This window comes from Burkholderia dolosa (genome assembly GCF_902499135.1).
Classification (GTDB): Bacteria; Pseudomonadota; Gammaproteobacteria; order Burkholderiales; family Burkholderiaceae; genus Burkholderia; species Burkholderia dolosa.
Map to the genome: position 1 here is coordinate 1 of NZ_CABVPR010000040.1, position 21,774 is coordinate 21,774.

At 63.8% G+C, this 21,774-nt stretch carries 9 protein-coding genes and 1 pseudogene; 4 read left to right on the forward strand and 6 right to left on the reverse strand.

From position 1 onward, the window contains the following. A partial coding sequence (locus BUB20358_RS18110; protein ID WP_174905095.1) for a TrbG/VirB9 family P-type conjugative transfer protein occupies nt 1-613 on the forward strand: 613 nt, incomplete at its 5' end. Nucleotides 614-715: 102 nt separating this feature from the next. Here the strand turns inward: BUB20358_RS18110 and BUB20358_RS18115 are convergent. Continuing rightward, entirely contained in the window at nt 716-1,045 is a 330-nt protein-coding gene (locus BUB20358_RS18115; RefSeq protein WP_035973376.1) for a hypothetical protein, read from the reverse strand. 217 nt (nt 1,046-1,262) lie between these two features. After that, complete coding sequence (locus BUB20358_RS18120) at nt 1,263-2,009, reverse strand: MipA/OmpV family protein (protein ID WP_035972607.1); 747 nt, start codon at nt 2,007-2,009, stop codon at nt 1,263-1,265. Nucleotides 2,010-2,255: 246 nt separating this feature from the next. Here BUB20358_RS18120 and BUB20358_RS18125 point away from each other — a divergent pair, with 246 nt between their 5' ends. The 3 genes from BUB20358_RS18125 (at nt 2,256) to BUB20358_RS18135 (ending at nt 8,576) form a co-directional block, all read left to right on the forward strand. Continuing rightward, nucleotides 2,256-2,981: a response regulator gene (locus BUB20358_RS18125; RefSeq protein WP_035973377.1), complete on the forward strand. Its 726-nt coding sequence runs from the start codon at nt 2,256-2,258 to the stop codon at nt 2,979-2,981. After that, nucleotides 2,982-4,352 (forward strand): ATP-binding protein, encoded by a 1,371-nt coding sequence (locus tag BUB20358_RS18130; protein ID WP_006764603.1) that lies wholly within the window; start codon nt 2,982-2,984, stop codon nt 4,350-4,352. A gap of 564 nt (nt 4,353-4,916) precedes the next feature. Then, nucleotides 4,917-8,576 carry a CheR family methyltransferase gene (locus BUB20358_RS18135; RefSeq protein ID WP_035972609.1) on the forward strand — a complete coding sequence of 1,220 codons (3,660 nt, stop codon included), beginning with the start codon at nt 4,917-4,919 and terminating at the stop codon, nt 8,574-8,576. 208 nt (nt 8,577-8,784) lie between these two features. On the opposite strand, the gene BUB20358_RS18140 is transcribed toward BUB20358_RS18135, so the two are convergent. The 4 genes and pseudogenes from BUB20358_RS18140 to bcpA all read right to left on the reverse strand — a co-directional run bounded on the left by BUB20358_RS18140 (nt 8,785) and on the right by bcpA (nt 21,748). Further along, the gene (locus BUB20358_RS18140) at nt 8,785-10,470 is read right to left on the reverse strand and encodes a ShlB/FhaC/HecB family hemolysin secretion/activation protein (protein WP_375136223.1); all 1,686 of its coding nucleotides are present in this window, start codon (nt 10,468-10,470) and stop codon (nt 8,785-8,787) included. Nucleotides 10,471-10,545: 75 nt separating this feature from the next. Then, nucleotides 10,546-10,680: pseudogene (bcpO, locus tag BUB20358_RS28425) on the reverse strand (CDI system lipoprotein BcpO); the annotation flags it as partial. A 119-nt stretch (nt 10,681-10,799) separates the two neighbouring features. Continuing rightward, nucleotides 10,800-11,612, reverse strand: coding sequence for a contact-dependent inhibition immunity protein BcpI (gene bcpI / locus BUB20358_RS18150; protein WP_158380478.1), 813 nt, complete (start codon nt 11,610-11,612; stop codon nt 10,800-10,802). Beyond that, nucleotides 11,609-21,748 (reverse strand): contact-dependent inhibition toxin BcpA, encoded by a 10,140-nt coding sequence (gene bcpA / locus BUB20358_RS18155; protein ID WP_006764606.1) that lies wholly within the window; start codon nt 21,746-21,748, stop codon nt 11,609-11,611. The genes bcpI and bcpA overlap by 4 nt, the downstream gene beginning before the upstream one ends. Nucleotides 21,749-21,774 lie beyond the last annotated feature (26 nt).

Genomic DNA, 21,774 nt, shown 5'->3' on the forward strand with positions numbered 1-21,774 from the left:
TGCCGCGCCGCCGCCCGCGGGCGGGCCCGCCGGGCCTGCCGGCACGTACAACTTCGGCTGGTCGATCACCGGTGCGGATCAGGCGAAGCCGACCCAGGTGTTCGACGACGGCGCGCGAATCTACGTGCAGTTCAGCGACATGAAGCACGCGCCGGCGATCTTTACCGACACGCCGTCGGGCCGCGTGCTGATGTCGTGGGAATTGCAGTTTCCGTATGCGGTGCTCACGCGTCCCGCGCAAACGTTGATCTTCCAGCTCGGGCCGTTCGAAGCGCGCGCGCAGCGCGGCACGGCAGGAGCCGGCGCGGCGACTGCGCAGGCCGGGGCGGGTGCCGGTGCGGCTACCGGCGCCGGTGCGAAGCCGCCGGCTGCGACGACGGCCGCCGCACCCGCTGCGGCCGCCACGTCGAAGCAACCGGCCGATCCGCCGACCAAGCGTGCGGCGTCGACCGATGCGCTGTGGTATCTGAACACGTCGTCGACTGCGTCGGCGCCGGCCACGCCGCCGACCGCCGTGACGTCGAACGCGCCGCCCGCCGCGCCCGTTCAGGCACCGGCTGCGGCACAGCCTGCGCGCGTCAGTACCGACGCGCTGTGGTACATCTCGAAGTAGCGCGCCTGCGCGCTTATCGGCGAGCGGCGGCTTCGACGGCCGCGTAACGCCGACCGCGACGCGCTCGCGCATCGCGACAGCCGGCGCTGCGCGAGCGCGTCGTCACCCGCGCCGGACCCAGATCACCTTCCCGTCGCGAACGCCGAGATTGCGGCGCTCTTCGCGGTAGTCCATCGTGCCGGGCAGCGATTTGCCGTCGCGCTCCAGCACGCGCCACAGGCAGCCGTCGAGCTGCGCGGCCGCGTCGGCTTCGGTCTTGCCGACGAGCGCATCGTCCGGGCCGGCGTCCGCGCGGCACGCATGCGATGCGCGCGTCTGGCCCGGTTTCGATGCGTCTGCAACGGCATTCGTATTGTTCGCGTGCATGTCCGCACAGCCGGCCAACGTTGCGGCCGCAACGAGCGCCATGATCGTCGCACGGGTTTTCTTCATCGAAGTCTCCGTTTCTCCGTTGGACGCGCGGCCGAAGAAGCGATGACGCTCGCGCGGTCCGCGTGCCGGCATTCGTCATCGGTCGCGTAGCCCGCCTCTCGAGGACAAGCGGCCGCGCAGATCCGGCGCAACGCCGCATCCGCGTGCATGGTATCGCACGCGGCGCGTTGGCCGATCATGCCGCCGCGCCACCGGCGGCCGCGCATCCGGACGCTCGTCAGAACTTGTAGCTGACGCCGGCCATCCCATAGTAATTGCTGCGCGACTGGACGATCGGACTGTCGCCGTAGCGGCCGAGCAGCCGCGTCACGCCGGCGGTCGCGAGCAACGACCAATGCTGGGACAGGCTCCAGTTCCACGCGACCGACATCGACGCGCTGTCGATCCCCCCGCCCACCGAGTACGGCCGGAAGCGGCTCGCCATCGACTGTGCGTCGGTGACGCCGTAGAACGTCTGCATGTAGCGACCGGTGCCGCCGTGCACGCTGCCGGTCACGACGATCTCGTGCCGTCCGGCCTTGAACACCGGCACCGCGAGATCGACGTGGCCCGATACGCCGCGCGACGTATGCGTAACCGGCGTTTCGATCGTCGCGCTCAGCATCGCGCTGCCGAACAGCGTCACGCCGGCGCGCACGCCGACGAGCACCGAGCCCGGAATCCGCCCCATTCCCTTCAGGTAGTCGGAGCCGGGCAGATCGAAGCGGTTCTTGTCCGCGCGCCCCGGATCGTAATTGACGGCCGCCGACACGAACGCGCCGTGCGGCAGATCGAGCCGATAACCTGCGCCGTCGTCGCCGCCGATGAAGAAGCCGTTGCCGAATTTCGCCGAGAACGACGGCGCGACGACGCCGCGGTACTGGTTGCTGCCCTGGTAGCGCGGCGCGAAGCCGCCGCCGAGCGAGATCGAGTATTCGTTTTCCGCATGAGCGGCGGCGGCAAGCGTCAGGCCGGCAAGCGGCACGCAATAGCGGGAACGGCGGAAGATGGGGTGCACGATATCGGGACAAGAGTGATGGAGCCGGCAGTCTAGGTATCGCCGCGCGCGAAGACTGTCCCGAATCTGCAGCAAATCTGTGCCCAATTGTGTTCGATTGTTCGCGATTGTCGTGGCCGCTCCCGCGACCGGCGAAACGCCGGATAGAATTCGCGTGCCGCGCCGCGCTGCGCCGGCCGGCGCATGCGGCCGCGTGCGCATTTCGAGGAGACCATGAACGACAATCCGCTCAAACACCGTGTGCTGCTGATCGAGGACGACGATCGTCTCGCGCAGCTCGTGCGCGAATATCTCGACGGCTACGAATTCGCGGTGACCGTCGTGCGGCGCGGCGATCTCGCGGTCGCGGCCGTGCGCGAGCATCAGCCCGCGCTCGTGATACTCGATCTGATGCTGCCGAATCTCGACGGCATGGAAGTGTGCCGCCGCATTCGCGCGTTTACGCACGTGCCCGTGCTGATCCTGACCGCACGCGCGGACGTCTACGACCAGGTCGCCGGCCTCGAGACCGGCGCCGACGATTACGTGACGAAGCCGATCGAGCCGCGCGTGCTCGTCGCGCGCGCCCGTGCGCTGCTGCGTCGCGCGCAGCCGGCTGCCGGTGCGCGCGGCGCCGCGGCGCCCGAAGCGCTCGTGTTCGGGCAACTGATCATTTCGCCGCCGAACCGCACCGTCACGTGGCGCGGCGAACCGGTCGACCTGAAGACCGCCGAGTTCAACCTGCTGCTGATCCTCGCGCGCGCGGCCGGCACCGTGCTGAGCCGCGACGACATCCTGAAGCAGCTGCGCGGGATCGAGTTCGACGGACTCGACCGCTCGGTGGATTCCGGCATCTCGAAGCTGCGCCGCCGCTTCGAGGACGCGTCGTCGGAGCCGCACAAGATCAAGACGATCTGGGGCCGCGGCTATCTGTTCAGTCCTTCCGCGTGGGACGAATAAATGCTGCGCCCGCTGCTCAGGCTCTACCTCATCGTGATCGCGTGCGGCGCCGCGTCGATCGCGATCATCCAGTTCTCGTTCGACCGGATTTTCTACGAACGTGCGGCGCAGGCGCAGCGCGATTCGCTGACGACCTACGCGTTCGTCCTGAACGACTATCTCGAACGCCATCCGGGCGGACAACGCGCGCTCGCGCTACGCGAGCTCGCGCTGCACGGCAACGAAGGGTTCGGCTTCATGCCGATGGCCGATGCGCGCGCGCGGCTCACCGGCGCGCCGCTGCGCGATCTCGACGCCGGCAAGATCGCGATCAGCTACGACGGCAGGGATTACTACATGCCGCTCGCGGACGGCTCCGTACTGCACGCGCGACCGGTCCAGCCGTTCGATCTCGACATCCGCATCTACGCGTATCTGCTGCTCGCGCTCGCCGCGCTGCTCGCGGTCGGATTGTGGATCTCGTATCACTGGCGCGACCTGCGCAAGCTGCAGGACGCCGCGCGCGCGTTCGGCGCCGGCGAGCTGTCGACGCGCGTGAAGCTGCCGCGCAAGTCGAACATCTACGAGCTGTCGCAGCAGTTCAACGACATGGCCGACCGGATCGAGGCGTCGATCACGCAGCAGCGTGAAATGATGCACGGCATCTCGCACGAACTGAAGACGCCGCTCGCGCGCCTCGAGTTCGGGCTCGCGCTGCTCGCCGAACACGACGGAAGCGACCGGATGCGCACGCGCCGCGACGATCTGCGGCGCGACGTGCGCGAACTCGACGAACTGGTCACCGAGCTGCTGACGATCGGCAGGCTCGAGCAAGGCGCGAGCCAGCTCGCGCCGATGGAAGTCGTCGTCGATGCGCTCGTCGACAGCGTCGCCGGCAATGTCGCGAACGACGTCGCCGATCGCGGGATCGTGCTCGACGTGTCGACGCTCGGCGCACCGGTCACGCACGTATGCGATCCGAAACTCGTCGCACGCGCGCTGCTGAACCTGATTCGCAACGGTACGCGCTACGCGTCGCGCACGCTGCGGCTGTCGGCGACCGGCGATGCGCGCGGTGCGCTCGTGCTCGCCGTCGACGACGACGGCCCCGGCATTCCGGCCGCCGATCGCGCGCGTGTTTTCGAGCCGTTTCAGCGGCTCGACTCGAGCCGCGACCGGCAAACCGGCGGCTTCGGTCTCGGGCTCGCGATCGTGCGGCGCGTCGCCGTCGTACATGGCGGCGACGTGCGGCTCGAGGATTCGCCGCTCGGCGGCGCGCGGTTCGTGATCACGCTGCCCGCGCGGACGTTGCCCGACGGTCTCGACGACACGGCGCAGCGCGACGGCGCGTGCCGCGTCGATTGCGCGAGCGCCCCGCTGGCCGCGAGTTGAATCGCGGCCGTTCGCCGTCGAACGAACGCCGCCATCGAGATCGATCGTGCTCCGCGTGCCGGGCCGTACCGCACCGCCCGACGCGCGGACGCGCGATCGGCTCGCGTCCGCCTTCGCGAGTTGATCCGCGATCCGCAAATTGCGGATCCGCTTGCGGGTCGCCGCGAACATCGCGTTCGTCAGCGGCCCACGTGCCAGCCCCTCTACGTGCGATAGCAGCCGACAGCCGCGCGATCCGACACCGCGTCGACGCCCATTCGCTATCGCTTGCTTCACCGACGCTCATACGGCTTGCCGGCCGACCTGTGCGGTCGTACCGCAGCGGCACCGCGGCCTGTTCACGACGATCGCACGACACCGATCCATTCCGTCGATTGAAAACGACCGAGCGCAAGCGGCACGACGGTCGCCTGCTCCATATCGAATATGCTCGGCTTCGAGTGTCGCAACGCACGGCGCGCTGATGCGCACGCGGCATGCGAATGCAGCGGACCGGCCGTTGATATGCCCAAGGGGCGGCGATACACTGCGACCCACGCTATTACAACGAGCAGGAGAACGGCCGTGGGATCGATTTTGTCGGAGCAGTTGAAGGTCGTCGTGCTGGGAGGATCGGCTGGCAGCCTCGACCCGTTGCGCGCGATCGTTGCCGCTCTGCCGAACCATCCCGGCTTCGCCGTGCTGGTCATCACGCACCTGGACCCGAAGCAGGAGAGCCGGCTTGCCGATATCCTTGCGGAGGATGCGCGCTTGCCGGTCGAAAAGCTCGTCCATCTGCGCAAGATCGAACATGACCGGATATACGTGCTGCCGGAAAACGCCGGCGTGATTGCGCTGGACGGTCATTTTCGACTGACGCGCAGGCAAGCCGGGCTCAACCTGCCGATCGACGCGTGCCTTGCTTCGCTCGCCGAGGATCCGGACGTCGACGGTGCGGCGGTGATCCTTTCCGGCACCGGGCAGGACGGAGCAGCCGGCCTGGTCGATCTGAAGGCCTCCGGCGGCTTCGTCATCGCACAGCAGCCGCAGACGGCCGCTTATCACGGCATGCCGACCGCGGCGATCGATTCGGGTCTGGTCGACGACGTGCTGCCTCCCGACGACATCGCGCCGTCCCTGGTGCGGCGCTTCGGCACTCCCGCCCGCGGCGGCGACGCCGCCGACGCTCGAACGGCCGATGACGACGCGCTCGGCACCGCCATCTCGATTGTTCAGCAAAAAACCGGCGTCAATCTCGCGTACGTCAAGGACGTCAATCTGCGTCGCCGGTTCCTGCGCCGCGTGCTGCTGCAAAAGGACCGGGACGTGGACGCATACCTGCAGCTGTTGCGCAGCGACGCACGGGAAGCCGAAGCGTTACGGGACGACATCCTGATCGGCGTGACCGCCTTCTTTCGCGATGCCGAGTTCGTCAACGTGCTGCGCCAGTCGGTCATTCCGGCTCTGCTGGAACTCAAGCAAGACCCGATCCGCGTGTGGGTGCCCGCCTGTTCGACGGGCGAGGAGGTCTACACCATCGCGACGCTGCTGAAGGAGGCGCTCGACCGCGACGCGCAGCCTCATCGCCGCGTGCAGATCTTCGGTACCGACATCAACGAGGCGTCGATCGAAATCGCGCGAGCCGGCCGCTACAGCCTGGCGTCGATCGACGACGTACCGGAGGCGTTTCGCGAAAGAACCTTCGCCGCCACTTCGGGCGGCTATATGGTGCGCAAGTCGATCCGCGAGATGTGCGTATTCGCGCGGCACAACGTGCTGACCCACGCGCCCTTCTCCGGCATGGACCTGATCAGTTGCCGCAACCTGCTGATCTATCTGCGCAAGGAGGCACAGCAGCACGTGCTCGAGGTGTTGCACTACGCATGCCGGCCGAACGGATTTCTGCTGCTCGGGCGCGCCGAGGCCGTTTCGGGAGCCGACGGCTTCGAGCATGCGGGCGCTCCGCATCTGTACCGCAAAGTGCCGACGGCGAAGCGGTCGCAAGGCGCGTTCCCGATCGATGCGCTACGCCCGTGGGCGAGCCAGGGCACTGCCCCGCCGGTACGACGCGCGCAGCAGGCGGACCCCGTCCTCGAGGCCGCCGATCGCACCGCTCTGGAGCGCTATGCGCCGCCGGGTTTCATCGTCGACGACAAGGGCGACGTCGTGCACTTCCGCGGCGACGTGTCCGGTTTCGTCGCGCCGGCGAGCGGCGAAGCGTCGCTGGCGCTGCCGCGCTTGTTGCAGCCCGAGCTCAATGTGACGGTGCGCACCGCGCTGATCGAGGCCAAGCGGACGGGCCAGCCCGTGCGGCGCGAGCGCGTCCCGCTCGGCGACGCACACTTCGCGCTGGATGTACTGCCGCTCGCCGCCGACGATCTGGTACCGCATTTTCTGGTCACGCTCGAACGATTGCCTGACGACGCGCCGGCTCCGGACACCCTGAATGCGGGCTCGCCGCACAGCCGCGTTCAGGAACTCGAGCGCACGATCACCACCCTGTCCGACGAGCTCGAGGCCACCCAGGCTCAACTCAAGACGGTCGTCGCCGAATTCGAATCGGCCAACGAGGAATTACGCACGGCCAACGAGGAGATGCTCAGCACCAACGAAGAGCTGCAAAGCGCGAACGAGGAACTGCTGCTGGCCAAGCAGGAGCTGGAGTCGGCCAACCAGGAGCTCGCGTCGCTGAACGACGAGCTGAAATCGCGCAATGAGCAGCTCGACCGTGTCAACGACGACCTCAGCAATCTCGTCGAAGGCATCCCGCTGCCGGTGGTCGTGCTGGACCGGCAGTTGCGCCTTCGGCATTTTTCGCCGCAGGCCCAGACGCTATTCCGGCTGCCGGACGATAGCGTCGGACAACCGCTGGCGCAGTTGAACAGCCTGTTCTCCGCGGTCGACCTCGAACGCGTCGTGCAGTCGGCCGTCCAGGGTCTGGCCGATGTCGAACACGAGTATCAAGACAGCGAAGGCCGATGGTGGCTGGTCAACGTACGTGCATACCGCACCGCCGACGACCGTATCGACGGCGCCGTGCTCGCTTTCCAGGATATCCACCAGCTCAAAAGCGCGCTCGGCAACGCACAGTCGGCGCAGCTCGATGCGGAACGGGCCAATACGGCGAAGGACAACTTCCTTGCCCTCGTATCGCACGAGCTGCGCGCGCCGCTGAACGTCATCTCCAATTGGGCAGCGGTGCTCATGGCGGCCAGCGAGCGCGGCGTGCCGACCGACGAGCAGATGAGTCAGCGTGCGGTCACGACCATCCTGCGCCACTGCCAGCTGCAGGCCGAACTGATCGACGATTTGCTGGACGTCTCCCGTATCTCCTCCGGCCGTTTCTCGCTCGATGCGAAACCGGTCGACTTTGCAGCGGCAATACGAACCGTGGTGGAAAGCCATCGCCCGATAGCGGCCAAGAAAGCGATCGTGCTCGCAACGTCGGACCTGCAAGGTCAGGCTATCGTCAGCGGCGACGCGCGCCGTCTGCAGCAGGTTGCGTCCAACCTGATCGGTAATGCGCTGAAGTTCACGCCGCAGGGCGGCCGCGTCGAGGTCGCCTTGACGCGTCTCGGGGCGTTGATCGAGCTCTCGGTGACCGACAACGGCATCGGCGTAAAGCCGGAACTGCTGCCGCGTCTGTTCGACCGCTTCATGCAGTCCGACACGAGCCGTACGCGTCAGTACGGCGGCCTTGGACTCGGGCTTTCGATCGTCAAGCATCTGGTAACGGCGCACGGCGGCACCGTCACCGCGAGCAGTGAAGGCGAAGGTCGCGGCACCAGACTCACGGTTCGCATACCGTTGCTGCAAACGGCCACGACCGAACAGGAGACCATCGACGTTGCACCAAACAAATCGGCACGGCTCGACGGCCTGTCGGTGCTGCTGGTCGACGACGACGTGCCTGCGCAGGAGCCGTTGGCACACTTGCTCCGTGGCCTCGGTGCGCAGGTTCAGATCGCTTCCGGTGCAAAGGAAGCGCTCGCGTGCCTCGCTGCCGGCTCTTTCGATATTCTCGTCAGCGATCTCGCGATGCCCGGTGCCGACGGACACGCGCTGCTGCGCGACGTCCGCAATCGTGAAGGCGGCCGGCGGCGCATCTACGCGCTGGCCCTCACCGGCCTCGCGTCGATACACGACCGGGACGCCGCGATTGCCGCCGGCTTCGACGATCACTTGCCGAAGCCGGTGGACGTGAAAGTGCTATTGGAGAAACTGTCTCTCGGACGAGGAAGATAGCTGACGCCAGCTCGGCAATGGAAGCAGTCTTTCAGGGTTCGGGCGGGCTGTCGTCGCTGCAAGCATGCATCGACGAAGTCGTTTGGGGCGTAGCGCGCCGACGTCGCCGTCATGCTAACGTCCGATACCACTAGCCCGCTGCTCGGCACTGCTCTTCCAGGAGCGGGTTCTGCACGTGGCGCCTACCGATCGTCCAGGCGCCGCAGCTTCAAAACTGCGCCGTTATCTGAACCCCGACCGTCACGCGCGCCGTCTCGAAACCCGACGGTTTGTCAACCGGCGTACCCGCGAAGAGATCGTATGCATAGGCACCGAACCGCGTGCCGACACTGCCTTTCACGCCGACCACGGCACCGGCCAACTGCGTACCGACGAGCGCGATCGGTTGCGGACTCCATACGCGGCCGTAATCGAGTCCTGCGTAAACCGCTTGGCCCGTCTGCCCGCTTGGTGCCTGTAGCTCGTTGCGCCAGTAGAAGCCGCGCGCCGCGGCCAGCATCGTTTCGCCGTCGAAGCCGCGTACCGTATAGCGGCTGCCGATCGTCAGGTCGTCGATGTAGTACAGCGTGTTTCCGGTGTACTGGCCGTGGAACGTACCGACATAGCGGAACGGCTGCTTGCCGATCGCGAACGGTGCCGACAGGTTCGCGTCGAGCACGGCCATCTTGAAGCGATAAGTGGGGCCGCCACCCGCCGCCAATGTATCGTTCTGTGCGCCCAATCCACCGACGCCTTGGCGATACGCGAGCGAACCATCGAACTGTGCACCGCCGAAGTAATGCCGGTCCGTCAGGCCGAGTTCGATCATCGTGTTATTGCGGCGCTGCTGCGAAATCTCGGTGTCTTCGATAAAGCTTTGTCCGAAACGACGCGACACGCGGGCGTAGACGCCGAACACGTCGTTCTGGCTGCGCGCCAATACGCGAGCCAGCTTGAAATCGACCGTCTTCGAATTGCCGCTCGCGACGAATGTCTGGTTCACGCCGGCGATCTGTTGGTAGTACGTGTTCGTGTACGCGGACAGCGTGGCCGTCCAGTAGCCCCACGGAATCGAGTAGAAGCCGTTCCAGCCGTGCGAGCCGAGCCGCTTGTCGCCCAGTTCCAAATCCTGGCTCACGCCGATGTTGAACACGTCGTTCAGGCCAAGCGGGTTGTCGATGCCGAGCGACAGATTGCCTTGCAGCTTGCCGGTCGCGCGCGTGCCGGCGTTGTCGACCGATGCGACGACCGTCCACGGCTTGCCGCGCTTTACGTCGAGCACGACGTCGCTTTCGCCGGGAAGCTCGCCCGGGACGATTTGCATCGATACATCCTGGCTCGATACGCGCTTCATCTGCTCGAGACCTTGTTCGAGATCGCGCAGGTTCAGCAGTTCGCCGTCGCGGGTCGGGAAGGCGGTTTTCCAGGTGCCGCGGAGTTTTTCGTCGGCGAAGCGGACGTGGCGAATTACGCCGGGGATCAGTGAAAAATTGAGCGTTCCGGTCGACAGATCCTGTTCGGGCATTAGCACGCGCGTGGTGACGTATCCGCGCGCCAGGATCGCTTGCGAGAGGCCCTTGACGAGCACGTCGAGACCCTGTTTTCCGATGCACTGGCCAGCATAGTGCTCAAGCCATTCACGCGCGAAGGCGAAGCGATCCATGGGCAACGCCGACGCGCCTTCTGATTTCAGCGAGGCAGGCAGCGCATCGGGTACGTCGAGCGCAAAACGGTCAATGCGAAAGCATGGCGTTTCGGATGGCAGCGCTGGATACCCTGCGCTCGCCGTTATGCTCGAACGCACCCCGGGCGCTGTGACGGTCCGTTCGCGCTCGCGCGCTTCTTCCTGCTGTCGGATTTGCTGGTCGTTGCCCGAAATGATCGGGCGAGGAACTTCTTGCGCCGACACGGCCATTGGAATCAGCCATGCGGCCGACAGCAGCACGACCGGGGTACGGATTGTCATAGATGTGGTGTTGTTCGTTCGATTTTATGGTTTGGGGGCTAGATGTCCCGAAATCCAAACCCATTCGGTACCGCTCCATTTCCAAAAGCCCATGACCCAGATCGTGCTCGACCACGACGGCAATACGGGCTCCATTTCCGGCTTCGGAGGAGGACGCGGTGGTGCATCAGGTGGTACGGTCTCGCATGCAGCTAGAAGCGCGGACAATGCAAGCGCCAAGGCCACGGGCCATTTGGATTTCTTCATCGTTGCCTCGACATGAACGCAACGTCCGTCGATCACGTCTTGAACCACCGGGAGACGCGGCCAATCAGTCCTTGCGGAGGGGGCACCCAACCCGGCTTCAGAAAGTCGTAGACGTCATCGTAGTGATCAAGCGGCTTGACCGGCATCAGCCCCATTGGCACCAGTGGATGGTCGATTTCAATTGGGATGCCACGACGCCAGCAAATTTTTGTCTCGAGCGTCCCAAGGTATGAGATGAAATTTTCCAAATCTGGCCAAACGCATTTGACGTTTGCGTGCCGCTTCTCGATCAACGCTCTCAACCCAGCCGCATCCCGCGCGAGAAGCAATGAGAAAAAATACTCACCATTCGAGATAGCCTGCCGATCGGCCTTGGTTCCATTTCTGCGCACGTCCTCGATCAGGGCTTCCAACTCCTGATCCTTGCCCAAGATCGCAACCTTAAATCTATATTGGAATGCTGCTGCCGATTTTGGATCATTTTTTCCATTTAACAGTGCTGATGTTTCCACCTGCGCCGCCGTCTCAATAACACTTTCGTTATCGGACAAGATTGCACAGAGCAGCTCAAGTCCTGTGGTGAAGCTAGCGCCCCCATCTAAATTACAACTTTCCACGGACAACTTCGATGAAAGATAAAAATTCTGCTTGCTCGTTTCTATGTTTTCTTTTCCAAAATATTCGTAAACCGCCTGTGCTCTTGCACGACTGGCCAATCCCACATAAATCGCACCAAGACGAACCCTGTCCCTTCGATAAAGTATCGAATTGACAAGATCAGGAATTCTTTTATTCTCTAGATTTACAAAATCAGCGAGCTCACTTATCTCGGCTCTACTTGTCATTTCGAACCCCTTGGAATCTTGACAATCACCATCCCATTTGAATCAACCCCAGAAACCAATTTCACGAGCTTGCCCTCTTCAAAAGCTTTCTCGATGATTGATCCTGTTTTTACCAAATCTGGATCTTTCGATTTCTTTAGTGTTTGAAATGAATTTCTTACCCATTCGTCAGTTTGCTGGGTCGGAAGCCCAGTCGCGGGATTTTCTGGATTCAAGCTAATCGATCCAGGTCCGTTCAGCGGTTTTACTTCATTAATGTAAACCGTGTCTCCCTTGACGTAGACACCATCAAAGCAGTTGGCGCCGCACTTCCCGTCCAGCGGTGTAAACCCATTCCGCACGAAGTAGTTATTCGACACATACTCGCGGGCCTGCCCCTGCAAATCCTTCGACGGGAGCTGGTCGAGTTGTGATAGCACGCCTTGTTCCGCAGTATTCAATTTCACCGGCATGCTCTCCATCGTCACCTTGCCGGTGCTGATGAACCCTTTGCCCGTCGGATTCACCGGTCCCGCCAACCAGATGTCGATCGACTCTCCCACGCGCGCTACCGTCGACGTAATCTTGTTCGCAAGGATACCGCCGATGACCGTTTCCTCGATCGTGTAATCGGGTTTCACGGAGCCGTTTTGCGTGGCGAAGGAATCCAGCCGATTCTGATCGCGCTGGCTTGCACCCGGCACGATGGAGTCGGGCAGCGAACCCAGCCCGGAGTTCAAGTACCGATCCGAACGTTGCGTGGGCGTCGCACTGAAATACGTCTGAGCCGAACCGTCGGAGACGATAGGCGAACCGCGTACCAGAATCGGCTTGCCCATATACTGCGACAACATGTCTTGCGCTGTCTGAAGGTTCGCCAGGTAGGAGCTCAGCCCACCCATTGCGCCTTCGCTGGTCGGATTGTTCGCTGTCTGGATCAGCGTTTGAAGATACGCCATGTTCTCCTTATTGGCAGTATCGTCGACCATTCCCTTCGCCGCCCGTTCGAGCATGTCGGTCCAATAGATCGTTGCCTTCGCCACACAACTTGAGTCGCCGCGGCATACGGCCTGAGCCTTTTCCTTCGCGAGTTGTTCGACAATCCTCACTTCTTCCACGTGAAGCTGTCGATTGTAAAGCTCGTTGTTGATCGCCGAACCTGCGCCGGCCAGCGCACCGGATGAGCCGCCACCCGCAAGTGCACCAGCCGCCGCACCGCCCGCAGTCGCCACGATCTCGTTGAGCGCATTTCGCGCGGCGGCCTGCGCGCTCAACGGCAACTGGCTCACCATCTGATCGATAATCGGCTGCGCGAGCGACTGCAACACATCTCCCGCCAACGAACCAGCAACCGCTCCGCCAATGTTGCCGCCGGACAGCGCTGCCCCGATCGCCGCCACAGCGGCGTGCAGCGCGTCGCGACCCGCACCGCCCTCGCCGAACAGCGCCTTCATCTGCGGGCTGCTGTTTTCCAGTTGCGTCGCCGCCTCGGCCACCGCGAAGGTCGCAACCTTGCCAAACGCCTGCGCGAAAGCCATATTGTTCTGGACCTTCTGCAGGTTGAACGTATTCTCGACAGTTTGGTTCGCGTTCGCGGTGTCGCGCGACAAACCGGACGTGCTGTCCGTGCCGTTCTGCTCATCCGATTTCACGACGATCTTCGCCGGACTGACCGCGGCGTGCGTGACACCGCTTGCACTATCGCCCGTCTGCGCGAAGCTCGGCCCACCCGACGTCGAAAACCCTTCCGACGATCCCGAGTACGACATCTTGTTCTGAATGTCAGTAAATCCGAGACTGCCGGTCGTCAACGTATTGCTATCAGCCGGAGCGGCGCTCGCGATCTGCGCGCCGTTGAGTTGCGTGTGGCCCGCCACGTTGACATCGAATCCTTCCTTGCCTGCAACGATGCCGGTTTGCTGGTTCACCGACGCATAGTCCGCGTCGATACTGGTATGGCCGATCGACGCGTCTACGCCACCACCGTAGCCGAATGTGAAGCTGCCGCTGACGCCGGTGTTGTGCTGGTTGCTGCTGTAGTTCGACGTATCTTGAAGGCTCGTCATCGTCAGGTCACCGCCGATATCCGCCTTGACCTTGTCGCCCGACACCTTGGCGCCCGACAGCGTCGTGTCACCGCCCGACTTCATCGTCAGCGTATTACCCGCCGCCACCGTCGTGTTGGTTTGCGTAGCACTGTCACCATTGCCCTGGCCGTGCGAGTTCGAACCATTCGCAAAAACGCTGATGCCCGTGTTTTTGCCCACCCCGATTGCGACGCCCGCATTCCAGCCGGACGAACTGTTCGAACTCGTGTTCCGCTCCGTACTCTGCGCGCTTTGCAACGTAATCGCGTTGTTGGCATCGAGCGTGACGTTCTTGCCGAGCACTGACGCGCCGGTCATCGCGATATTGCCGGTGCCTGCCTGAGTATTTCCGTTCGCATCCGGCGTGCCGGTCGCGACAATGGCGACGTTGCCGTTACCGATGATCGATGACCCCTTCGCATCCGAGACCGATATCGTCGAATTGCTGCTGCTATGGTTCGATCCGATGCTGAGTTGTACCTGAATGCCCTTGGCGGCCTCACTCACATTACCGTTCGACAGCGCATTGGCCGCGTCCTTGATCGCGCCACGGTTCTGGTATGCCTGCTCGGCCGCTGCCACGGCTTGCACTGCCGCGAGACGCGAATCACCCGACTGCTGACCTTGGCGGACCGCGCTCGCCATCGACTGCCCAAGTCCAACCAGGCCGCCGCCCAATCCGACGCTCAATCCCGATTGACTGAATTGCTGCGATTGCGCGTCGTTGTAGGTATCGTAGGCAGCGTTCACAGTCACGTTCTGTGCCGTGATGCCGACGTCCTGAGCGGCAACGACCGTACTGCCCGTAATCGTTGCATCCTTGCCTGCTTGGATCGTGACATTGCCTTGCGACGATCCAATCACGCTGCCGCGATTCGTGACCGAACTTGCTTGGTCTTGCTGTGCCGTCGAGCGCGAACCCACCGTCACCGACAAACCACCGTTCGTGAGAAGACCCGATTCCTTCTTCTCGTAATAGCTGGAGGATTGAACCGCGTCTTGCGCGGTCTGTATGTTGACGTCGCGTTTCGCCTGCAAAGTGACGTCGTTCGTGCCAACGATGTTGCTGCCTGTCACGTTGATGTCTCGGTTGCTGACAATGCTTACGCCGTCGGCCGACACTGTGCTGCCCTGACGATAGGACGCCGTCTGATCGATCCCACTCGCGATCTGTGCGCCACTGACAACATTGCTGTGGCTGTGCGTTTCATGCGAGCTATATTCGCGTGCCTCGGTCGCGGCACCCACATTGACGTCACCGTTCGCCAACAGATTCGCATTGCCCTTTTCCAGACTGATCGTGCTGCCGCTGATTGTAAGGTCCTTGCTCGACGCCAACGTAACGGTATCGCCGCCCTTGAGTGTCGTGCCCGTCAGCATCTGGTCCGACGCGTGCAGCGTCTCCGCATAGCTACCGTGACCGTCGCTGCCCGAACTGTTGCTGTTGACCGTCGACGTCGCACTCGCCGCGCCAAGCGTGATGTTGCCCTTTGCGGCAATCGTCCCTCCCTGACCAAGGTCAATCTGCGCGCCCTTTGCCGTCAGGTCGCCGCCGACGCCGATGCTCGACTGCCCACCCACCTTCACCGAACTCCCGACAACGCTGTTGAGATCGGTGTTCGACACACCATTCGCGCGCTGGACGATCTTGTGCTCGCCAACCTGCTGCGTGCCGAGCGTCCAGTCGCCGCCGACGTTCGCGCCGAGATTGCCGCCGACCGTCAGGCTGCCTGCATTCTGCTGAAAGTTCCCGCCGGTCGTGATCGACGCATCGCCGACCACATCGAGCTGCGCGGTCGGCCCGAGCGTCGTCTTGGCGCTCGTCGCGCCGTCGCGGCTTACCTCGGTACTGGTGTTCGTCGCGGTGTTCAGAATCAGGTCGCCGCCTGCGTTCAGATTCAAGCTGCCGGCTTTCACCTTGGCCGACGTCAAATCGACCTGACCGTCTGTCGTCAGCGACATCAGCCCGCCGCTTTGCAGCGCGCCGAACGCGTTGTCGATCTGCTTGCCCTGAATCGACAGCGTGTTGTCGGCCTTCACCGTGCCGCCGTTCGTGAAGTTCTGCGCGTCCTTCAGATCGATGTCGGTGGCGGTGATCAGCGGACCATTGACGTTCTGCTGGTTGGCCTGTGCGAGATACACGACCGGCACGAGCACCGACTGACCGTCGACCACGCGCGTTTCCATCATGATCACGTTGCCGGTGAGCTTCGATACCTGATCGGCGGACAGGCTCGCGCCGACCGGCAAATCGAGCGATTTCGCCAGATCGGCCCCGGCCCCCATCAGCGACTGGTACATCGTCTGCAAATCCGTGTACGGACCGAGCACAGCCTTGCCCGTGAGCGCCGTTACCTCGTTTCTGACGAGTTGCTGCTCGTAGAATCCGTCGCCAAGACGCTTCGGGATATGCGTCAAATCGACGCCGATCTGATTGAAAAAGTAGTCGCTCGACAGGAAGTTCTTCTGATTCGTGAACGCCGGGTTCGTCTCGATCACGTAGCTCGCGTTCGGCGACGGATTCGGCCTGTACAACCCGCCCTGCGGAATCGCGAGATTGTTCAGCACGTTTTGCGCCGTGGCGCTGGCGATGATCGGGCTGACCGGCTGAACGGGCTTGCCGGTCACGGTCGCGCCTTTCGCGCCTGCGCCCGACACCTGCCCCGTCATCATGCCGCCCGACGTTTTCGACACGGCGGCGTTGCCGCTCAGGCTTCCAAACGTCAGGCCCGGCACTTCCTGGCCGGGAAGCAAGCCGAGCGACGGAAGCGACGCATTGCCCGCCGTGTTGTTGATGCTGACGCCCGTGCCCGAGATCGTGCCGTTCGAGCCCAACGTCGAGTCGTAACCGGCGATCGCATACTTCTTGACATCGGCCGGCGCGGCCTGGGTGTAGCCGCCGGGACGGCCGCCGACAAACGGCATGTCGCCGAACGGCAGCGTCCAGTTGTGCTCGGTGTTGTCGTAGTTGTTGTAGTGGTAGTAGCCCGAATACGTGACGGTCACGGCCGGCGCCTGCTGGCCGGACGCCGCCCAACCGTCGCCGTCGTAATGCTGCGGCATATCGACGTTCCCCACGGCCGTGATGTGGCTCCAGTAGTTCTGCAGGTTCCCGACCGTCGTCGCATTGATATTGCCGCCGGACACGATCTGACCGACAGCACTCAGCGCCGTAATCGTGTTCGCGACCGCCGTGCCGGTATACGTCGTGTACTGGTAGCCGCTATTCCACTGGCCGCCGTTTGGCGGAACGGTGAACACGCCGCCCGGCTGAGCCTGCAGCTTCGCGATGATCGGTGCCGGATCGTAATCCGGATAGTTCGGATCGCGCGAGAGGTTGATCCAATGGACGTTCTGACCGCTACAAGCGTCCATGTAGTAAGCGACACACCCCGACATGCTGATGCCCAGTTGCTCGAGCACGGCGGGATCGACGCTTGTGGTCGCACCCGACGTCTGCATCTGGCGACGCGTGTTCGTAACACGATCCGCATGCAGCTCCATGTCGCCGCCGGACTGAACCAACGCCGACGCATTGTTGACCAGCGCCGCATTCGTGTAATTGCCGCCTGCATCCTTGCCGCCGGCCAGTACGACCTTGCCCATGCCGAAAATGGCTGTCGTGGCCATCGTATCGGCGGACGACGTATCGTCCCGGTTCTCGATGTCGCGAGCGAGCACCTCGAGCGTGCCGTTGGCGTCGGACCCGCCGATCAGCGCAGTCGGACCGACGTTCGAAATCGTATCGGTTGCATTGAGCGACGCACTCGCGCCGACGAGCGCACCCGTGTTGAACAGATTCGCCGATTGCGTCCGCAACAGTCCACCTGCCGTCAGCGCGCCGACGTTCACGACGTTGCCTGCATTGACGCTCAGGTTGTTCACCGACTGCAGGTTCGCGTAGTTCGTGAAGGTGCCGGGCAGCGTGAACGTGAGATCGTGACCGACGTTGAACTGTGTGTCGGACGTCGACACGTAGTCGCCCTGCAGATTCACGTTCACGTCGCGTGCCGCACCGTACGCGCCGCCGCCGAGCAACGTGGCGGCCGACATCGTCAGATTGCGCGTCGAACTGACTCGGCCGTTCGTGTTCGTGATCGCACCGCCTGTCGCCACGTTCACGTCGCCGCTCGTGTTGGCGACATTGCCGATCGCGCCGCCGCTGTTGTCAATGGCGTTTGCGCTCACATGCAGCGACCCGCCGCTGAGCTGACCGCCTTGCGTGTTACTGATCGATGCAGCGCCGATGGTGACATCGCCGTTGCCGGTGATTGCACCCATGCCCGATACGTTGCCGGCATGGCTGTTCGCGATCCAGGCCCCGCCCTGGACGTTCATTCGGCCCGCACCGAGATCGACGATCGCGCCGTCCGTGTTGTCGAGCGACGCAGCCCGAAGATCGAGCGTACTCGCGTCGCCGGCCGTCGACTGGCCCGCCTGCATATGGCCGCCGCGGTTGGATATTGCGCCGCCCGCCGTCAGCGATAGCGAAGCGGTGGAGCGCAGCAGGCCCTGCGTGTTGTTCACGTCGCCGCCGATCGTCGCGTTTACACCGCGTTGCGCGGCGAGGATCCCGTTCGCGTTGTTCCAGCTGCCCGCGCTGACGGCGGCCTGTCCCTTCGTTACGATGGTGCCCGACGCATTGTTCAGCGCGTTCGCTCCATTGCCCGGCGCGATCGTCAGCGTACCGGTACCGGCATGCGTGATCGTTCCGCCCGCATTGTTCAGCGCGCCAGGCTTGAGCGTCAGGTCGGTACTGTTGGTCTGAATCACGCCGGCCGACGAGTTGTCGAGTGTGCCGCTGACGTCGACGGCCATCGCCGACGTTCCGTATTGCGTAATCGAGCCGCTATGGTTCGTCAGGTTCGCCGCGGTCAATGCAAGCTGGTTTGCCTCCAGCCTGCCTTGGCTGTTATCGAGCAGATTGCTTGCCTTCACAACGAGATTCGGTGCGACGATCGACCCTTGCTTGTTCGTCATCGTCGCGGTCTGAATCGTCGCATTCGCGCTCGCACCGATTTGTCCGGCGTCGTTGACGAGCATACCGGCGGTCACGCCGAGGTCCGTACTGGACAACAATTTGCCGCTCGCGTTGTTCAGCGTTCCGCTGACTTCCGCCGTCAAGCCGTTCTGTGCAGTGATCGAACCTGCCGTGTTGTCGAAGGTCGCCGACCGGGCGTCGATCCGGCCGTTGCCGACGATCTTCCCGCCCGCATTGCTGACCGCATTCGCCCCGTTGCCGAGCGTCAGCGTGCCCGTCCCGACATGCGTGATCGTGCCGCCATCGTTGATCAGCTTCGCAGGCGACAGCGTCAGGTCCGTACTGCGGGTCTGGATCACGCCGCCCGCCGAATTGTCGATCGTGTCGCTGACGTCGACGTTCATCGCCGACGCGCCATACTGCGTGATCGTCCCGTTATGGTTCGTCAGATTCGGCGCGGTCAATGCGAGCTGATTCGCCTCCAGCGTGCCTCGACTGTTGTCGAGCAATTCGCTCGCGCTCACGCTCAGCGTCGACGCGGCGATCGACCCGCCGCTGTTCGTCATCGATCGGTTCTCGATCGACGCATTCGTATTCGCGCTGATCCGCCCGCCGTCGTTTTTCAGCGTGCCGCCTGCGATGTCGAGGTCGGCATTGGACAGCAGCTTGCCTCCGGTGTTGTCGAGTGCGCTGCCGACGGTAGCCGTCAAGCCGGTTTGGCTGCCGATCACGCCCGTCGCATTGCTCAGCGTTCCGGTTCGAACCGCGACACGCCCGTTGCCGGTAATAGTGCCGCCGACATTCGACACCCGGCCCGTTCCGTTATCGATGGTCAACGTACCGTTGCCGGCATGGGCGATCGTGCCGCCGTCGTTGACGACGGCCGCCGCGCCGAGCGTCAGGTCGGTACTGTTGGTTTGCAACGTACCGCCGTTCGAATTGTCGAGCGTGCCCGACACGTTGACGGCCATCGCACCGGTACCGCTCTGCGTGATGGAGCCGCCGTGATTCACGAGTGTCGTGGCATTGAACGACACTTGATCGGCCTGCACGGTGCCCGCACTGTTGTCGAGCATCGTCGCGCCGACCGTCGCCGTCCGGCCGACGATCGAGCCGCCATTGTTCGTGAGTCGCGCGCCGGCATCGACTGCAACGTTCTGCGCAGCCTGCAGCGTGCCGCTACCGTTGTCGACTGCCTGCGCCGCGACGCGCAGATTCGTGTTGGACGTGATCGCACCGCGATTGACCACCGTGCCGCCCTGCACGATCACATCGCCATTCCCGCCGATCACGCCGCCTTGCGCGCCGCCCGCGGTCGTGCCGGCTGCGTTCGTCAGCTGACCGGTCGCGCTCACGGTCAGTCCATCGCCATTGAGCGAAGTGATCCGGCCGGCCGTATTGTCGATCGTGTTCCCGTCGAGCGCCGCACGCCCGGCGCTCTGAATCGTGCCCTGGTTGTTCGCGACGGCACCGCCATGCATATCGATCGTGCTTTGCGAGACGATCTCGCCCGCCTGATTGGCGAGCTGGCCGGCAACGTTGACCGACAGCGAGCCTTGCGACGACACCTTGCCGCCCTGGTTCGACAGGTTGCCGCCGGTCAGCGTCATGTTGCCGCCGCTCGACAGGGTGCCGCGGTCGTTGACCACCGTGCCTGAAGCGTTTGCCGACACGGTACCTTGAGCACTCGTCGTCGCGTTCGCCAGATTCACGTCGCCGGCCACGGCGTTCAGCGACAGATTGCCGTTCGCCGCCGTCTGGCCGCCGGCGAGATTCACGGCGGCGCCGGTCAGCGAAGCGCTACCGCCCGCTACGTTCTGGCCGACCGCGCTCAACCGGCCCGACGTCGTCACGCTCAAATCGCCGCCGTGCGCGACGGAACCGTCGTTGTTCACGCCCGCGCCCAGCGTACCGGTCGAATCGACGCTGCCGGCATTGACCGCCGTATTTTGCTGCGCAGCCAGCGTCCCGCTGTTCGTCAGATCGGCGCCGGTGCCGGCCGACAGCGACTGCTGCGCGTACGTCGTGCCGCTATTCTGGATTCCGCCTGCAGCCGACATCGCGACGTTGCCGCTCGCGGTCGTCTTGCCGGTGAGCACCAGTCGCCCGTCCGACTGCAACGTCAGATCGCCCGCCTGTGCCGCGATCGTGCCCGCGTTCGCCACACCGACACCTGCAGCGTTGCCGACCAGAAACACCCGGTTCGCGTACATCCCGCCCAGTTGCGCGACGTCGATCGCGACGGCCGGCGCCGCGCCGTCGCCCTGGATCGGCGTCGCGGCAAGCGTGTCGTGATCGACGCGGCTCGAGCCGGCGATCACGTTCAGATTCTTCGCATAGATCGCCGCATTGGCCTGAACGGCACGCGCAATGATGTCGGTCTGATCTACGGTCGATGCGTCCAGACCCGCGCCTTGCACGGTCACCAGGCCGCGATTCACGTTGAAGCCCGTCAGCGAACCGTCCGCGCCGAACTGCGGCACACCGGTCGTCAGAACGGCACGCGACGTATTGATGAAACCGCCGCCGTCGACGACGATCCCGGCCGGATTGGCGAGCACGATCTCCGCGCGGCTTCCCGCGATCTCGACATACCCTTTGATCTGGCTGGCTGCCGTGCTGTCGACCTGGTTGACGATGATGCGCGCCGCCTGCCCCGCGCTCAGGTTCGAATTGCCGTTGATATAGCCGGCTTGCTGCGTGTTGACGATCGTCGACGCGTTGTTCAGGATCGCGCCGTTCTTCTGAACGTCGAACTGGTTGTAAGTGTTGAGCGACACGCCGGCGGCGCTCGGCTTGTTGATGTTGACTTGTGGCAGGCCGTTGGGCGTCTGCACCACCGCGGGCGCGTGAGGCCCCGCGCCGACGATCTGCGCATTCGCCCACATCGGACTCATGCCGGCTGCAACCAGCGCGCCGAATGCAGCGACCCGTAACGCGAACATCGCCGGCGGATGCCCATTGCCGCGCTTCACTGCACGGCGAGTCTCGCCCGTATTTGTTTTCCCCGTCCTGCTGGCCGTCTCTTCGACGGCAACCAGCATACCGCGCGCACGGCTGTACACCAGCCGATATTGGTTCTTATTCATGATTCTGGTCTACTCGCGATTCGTTC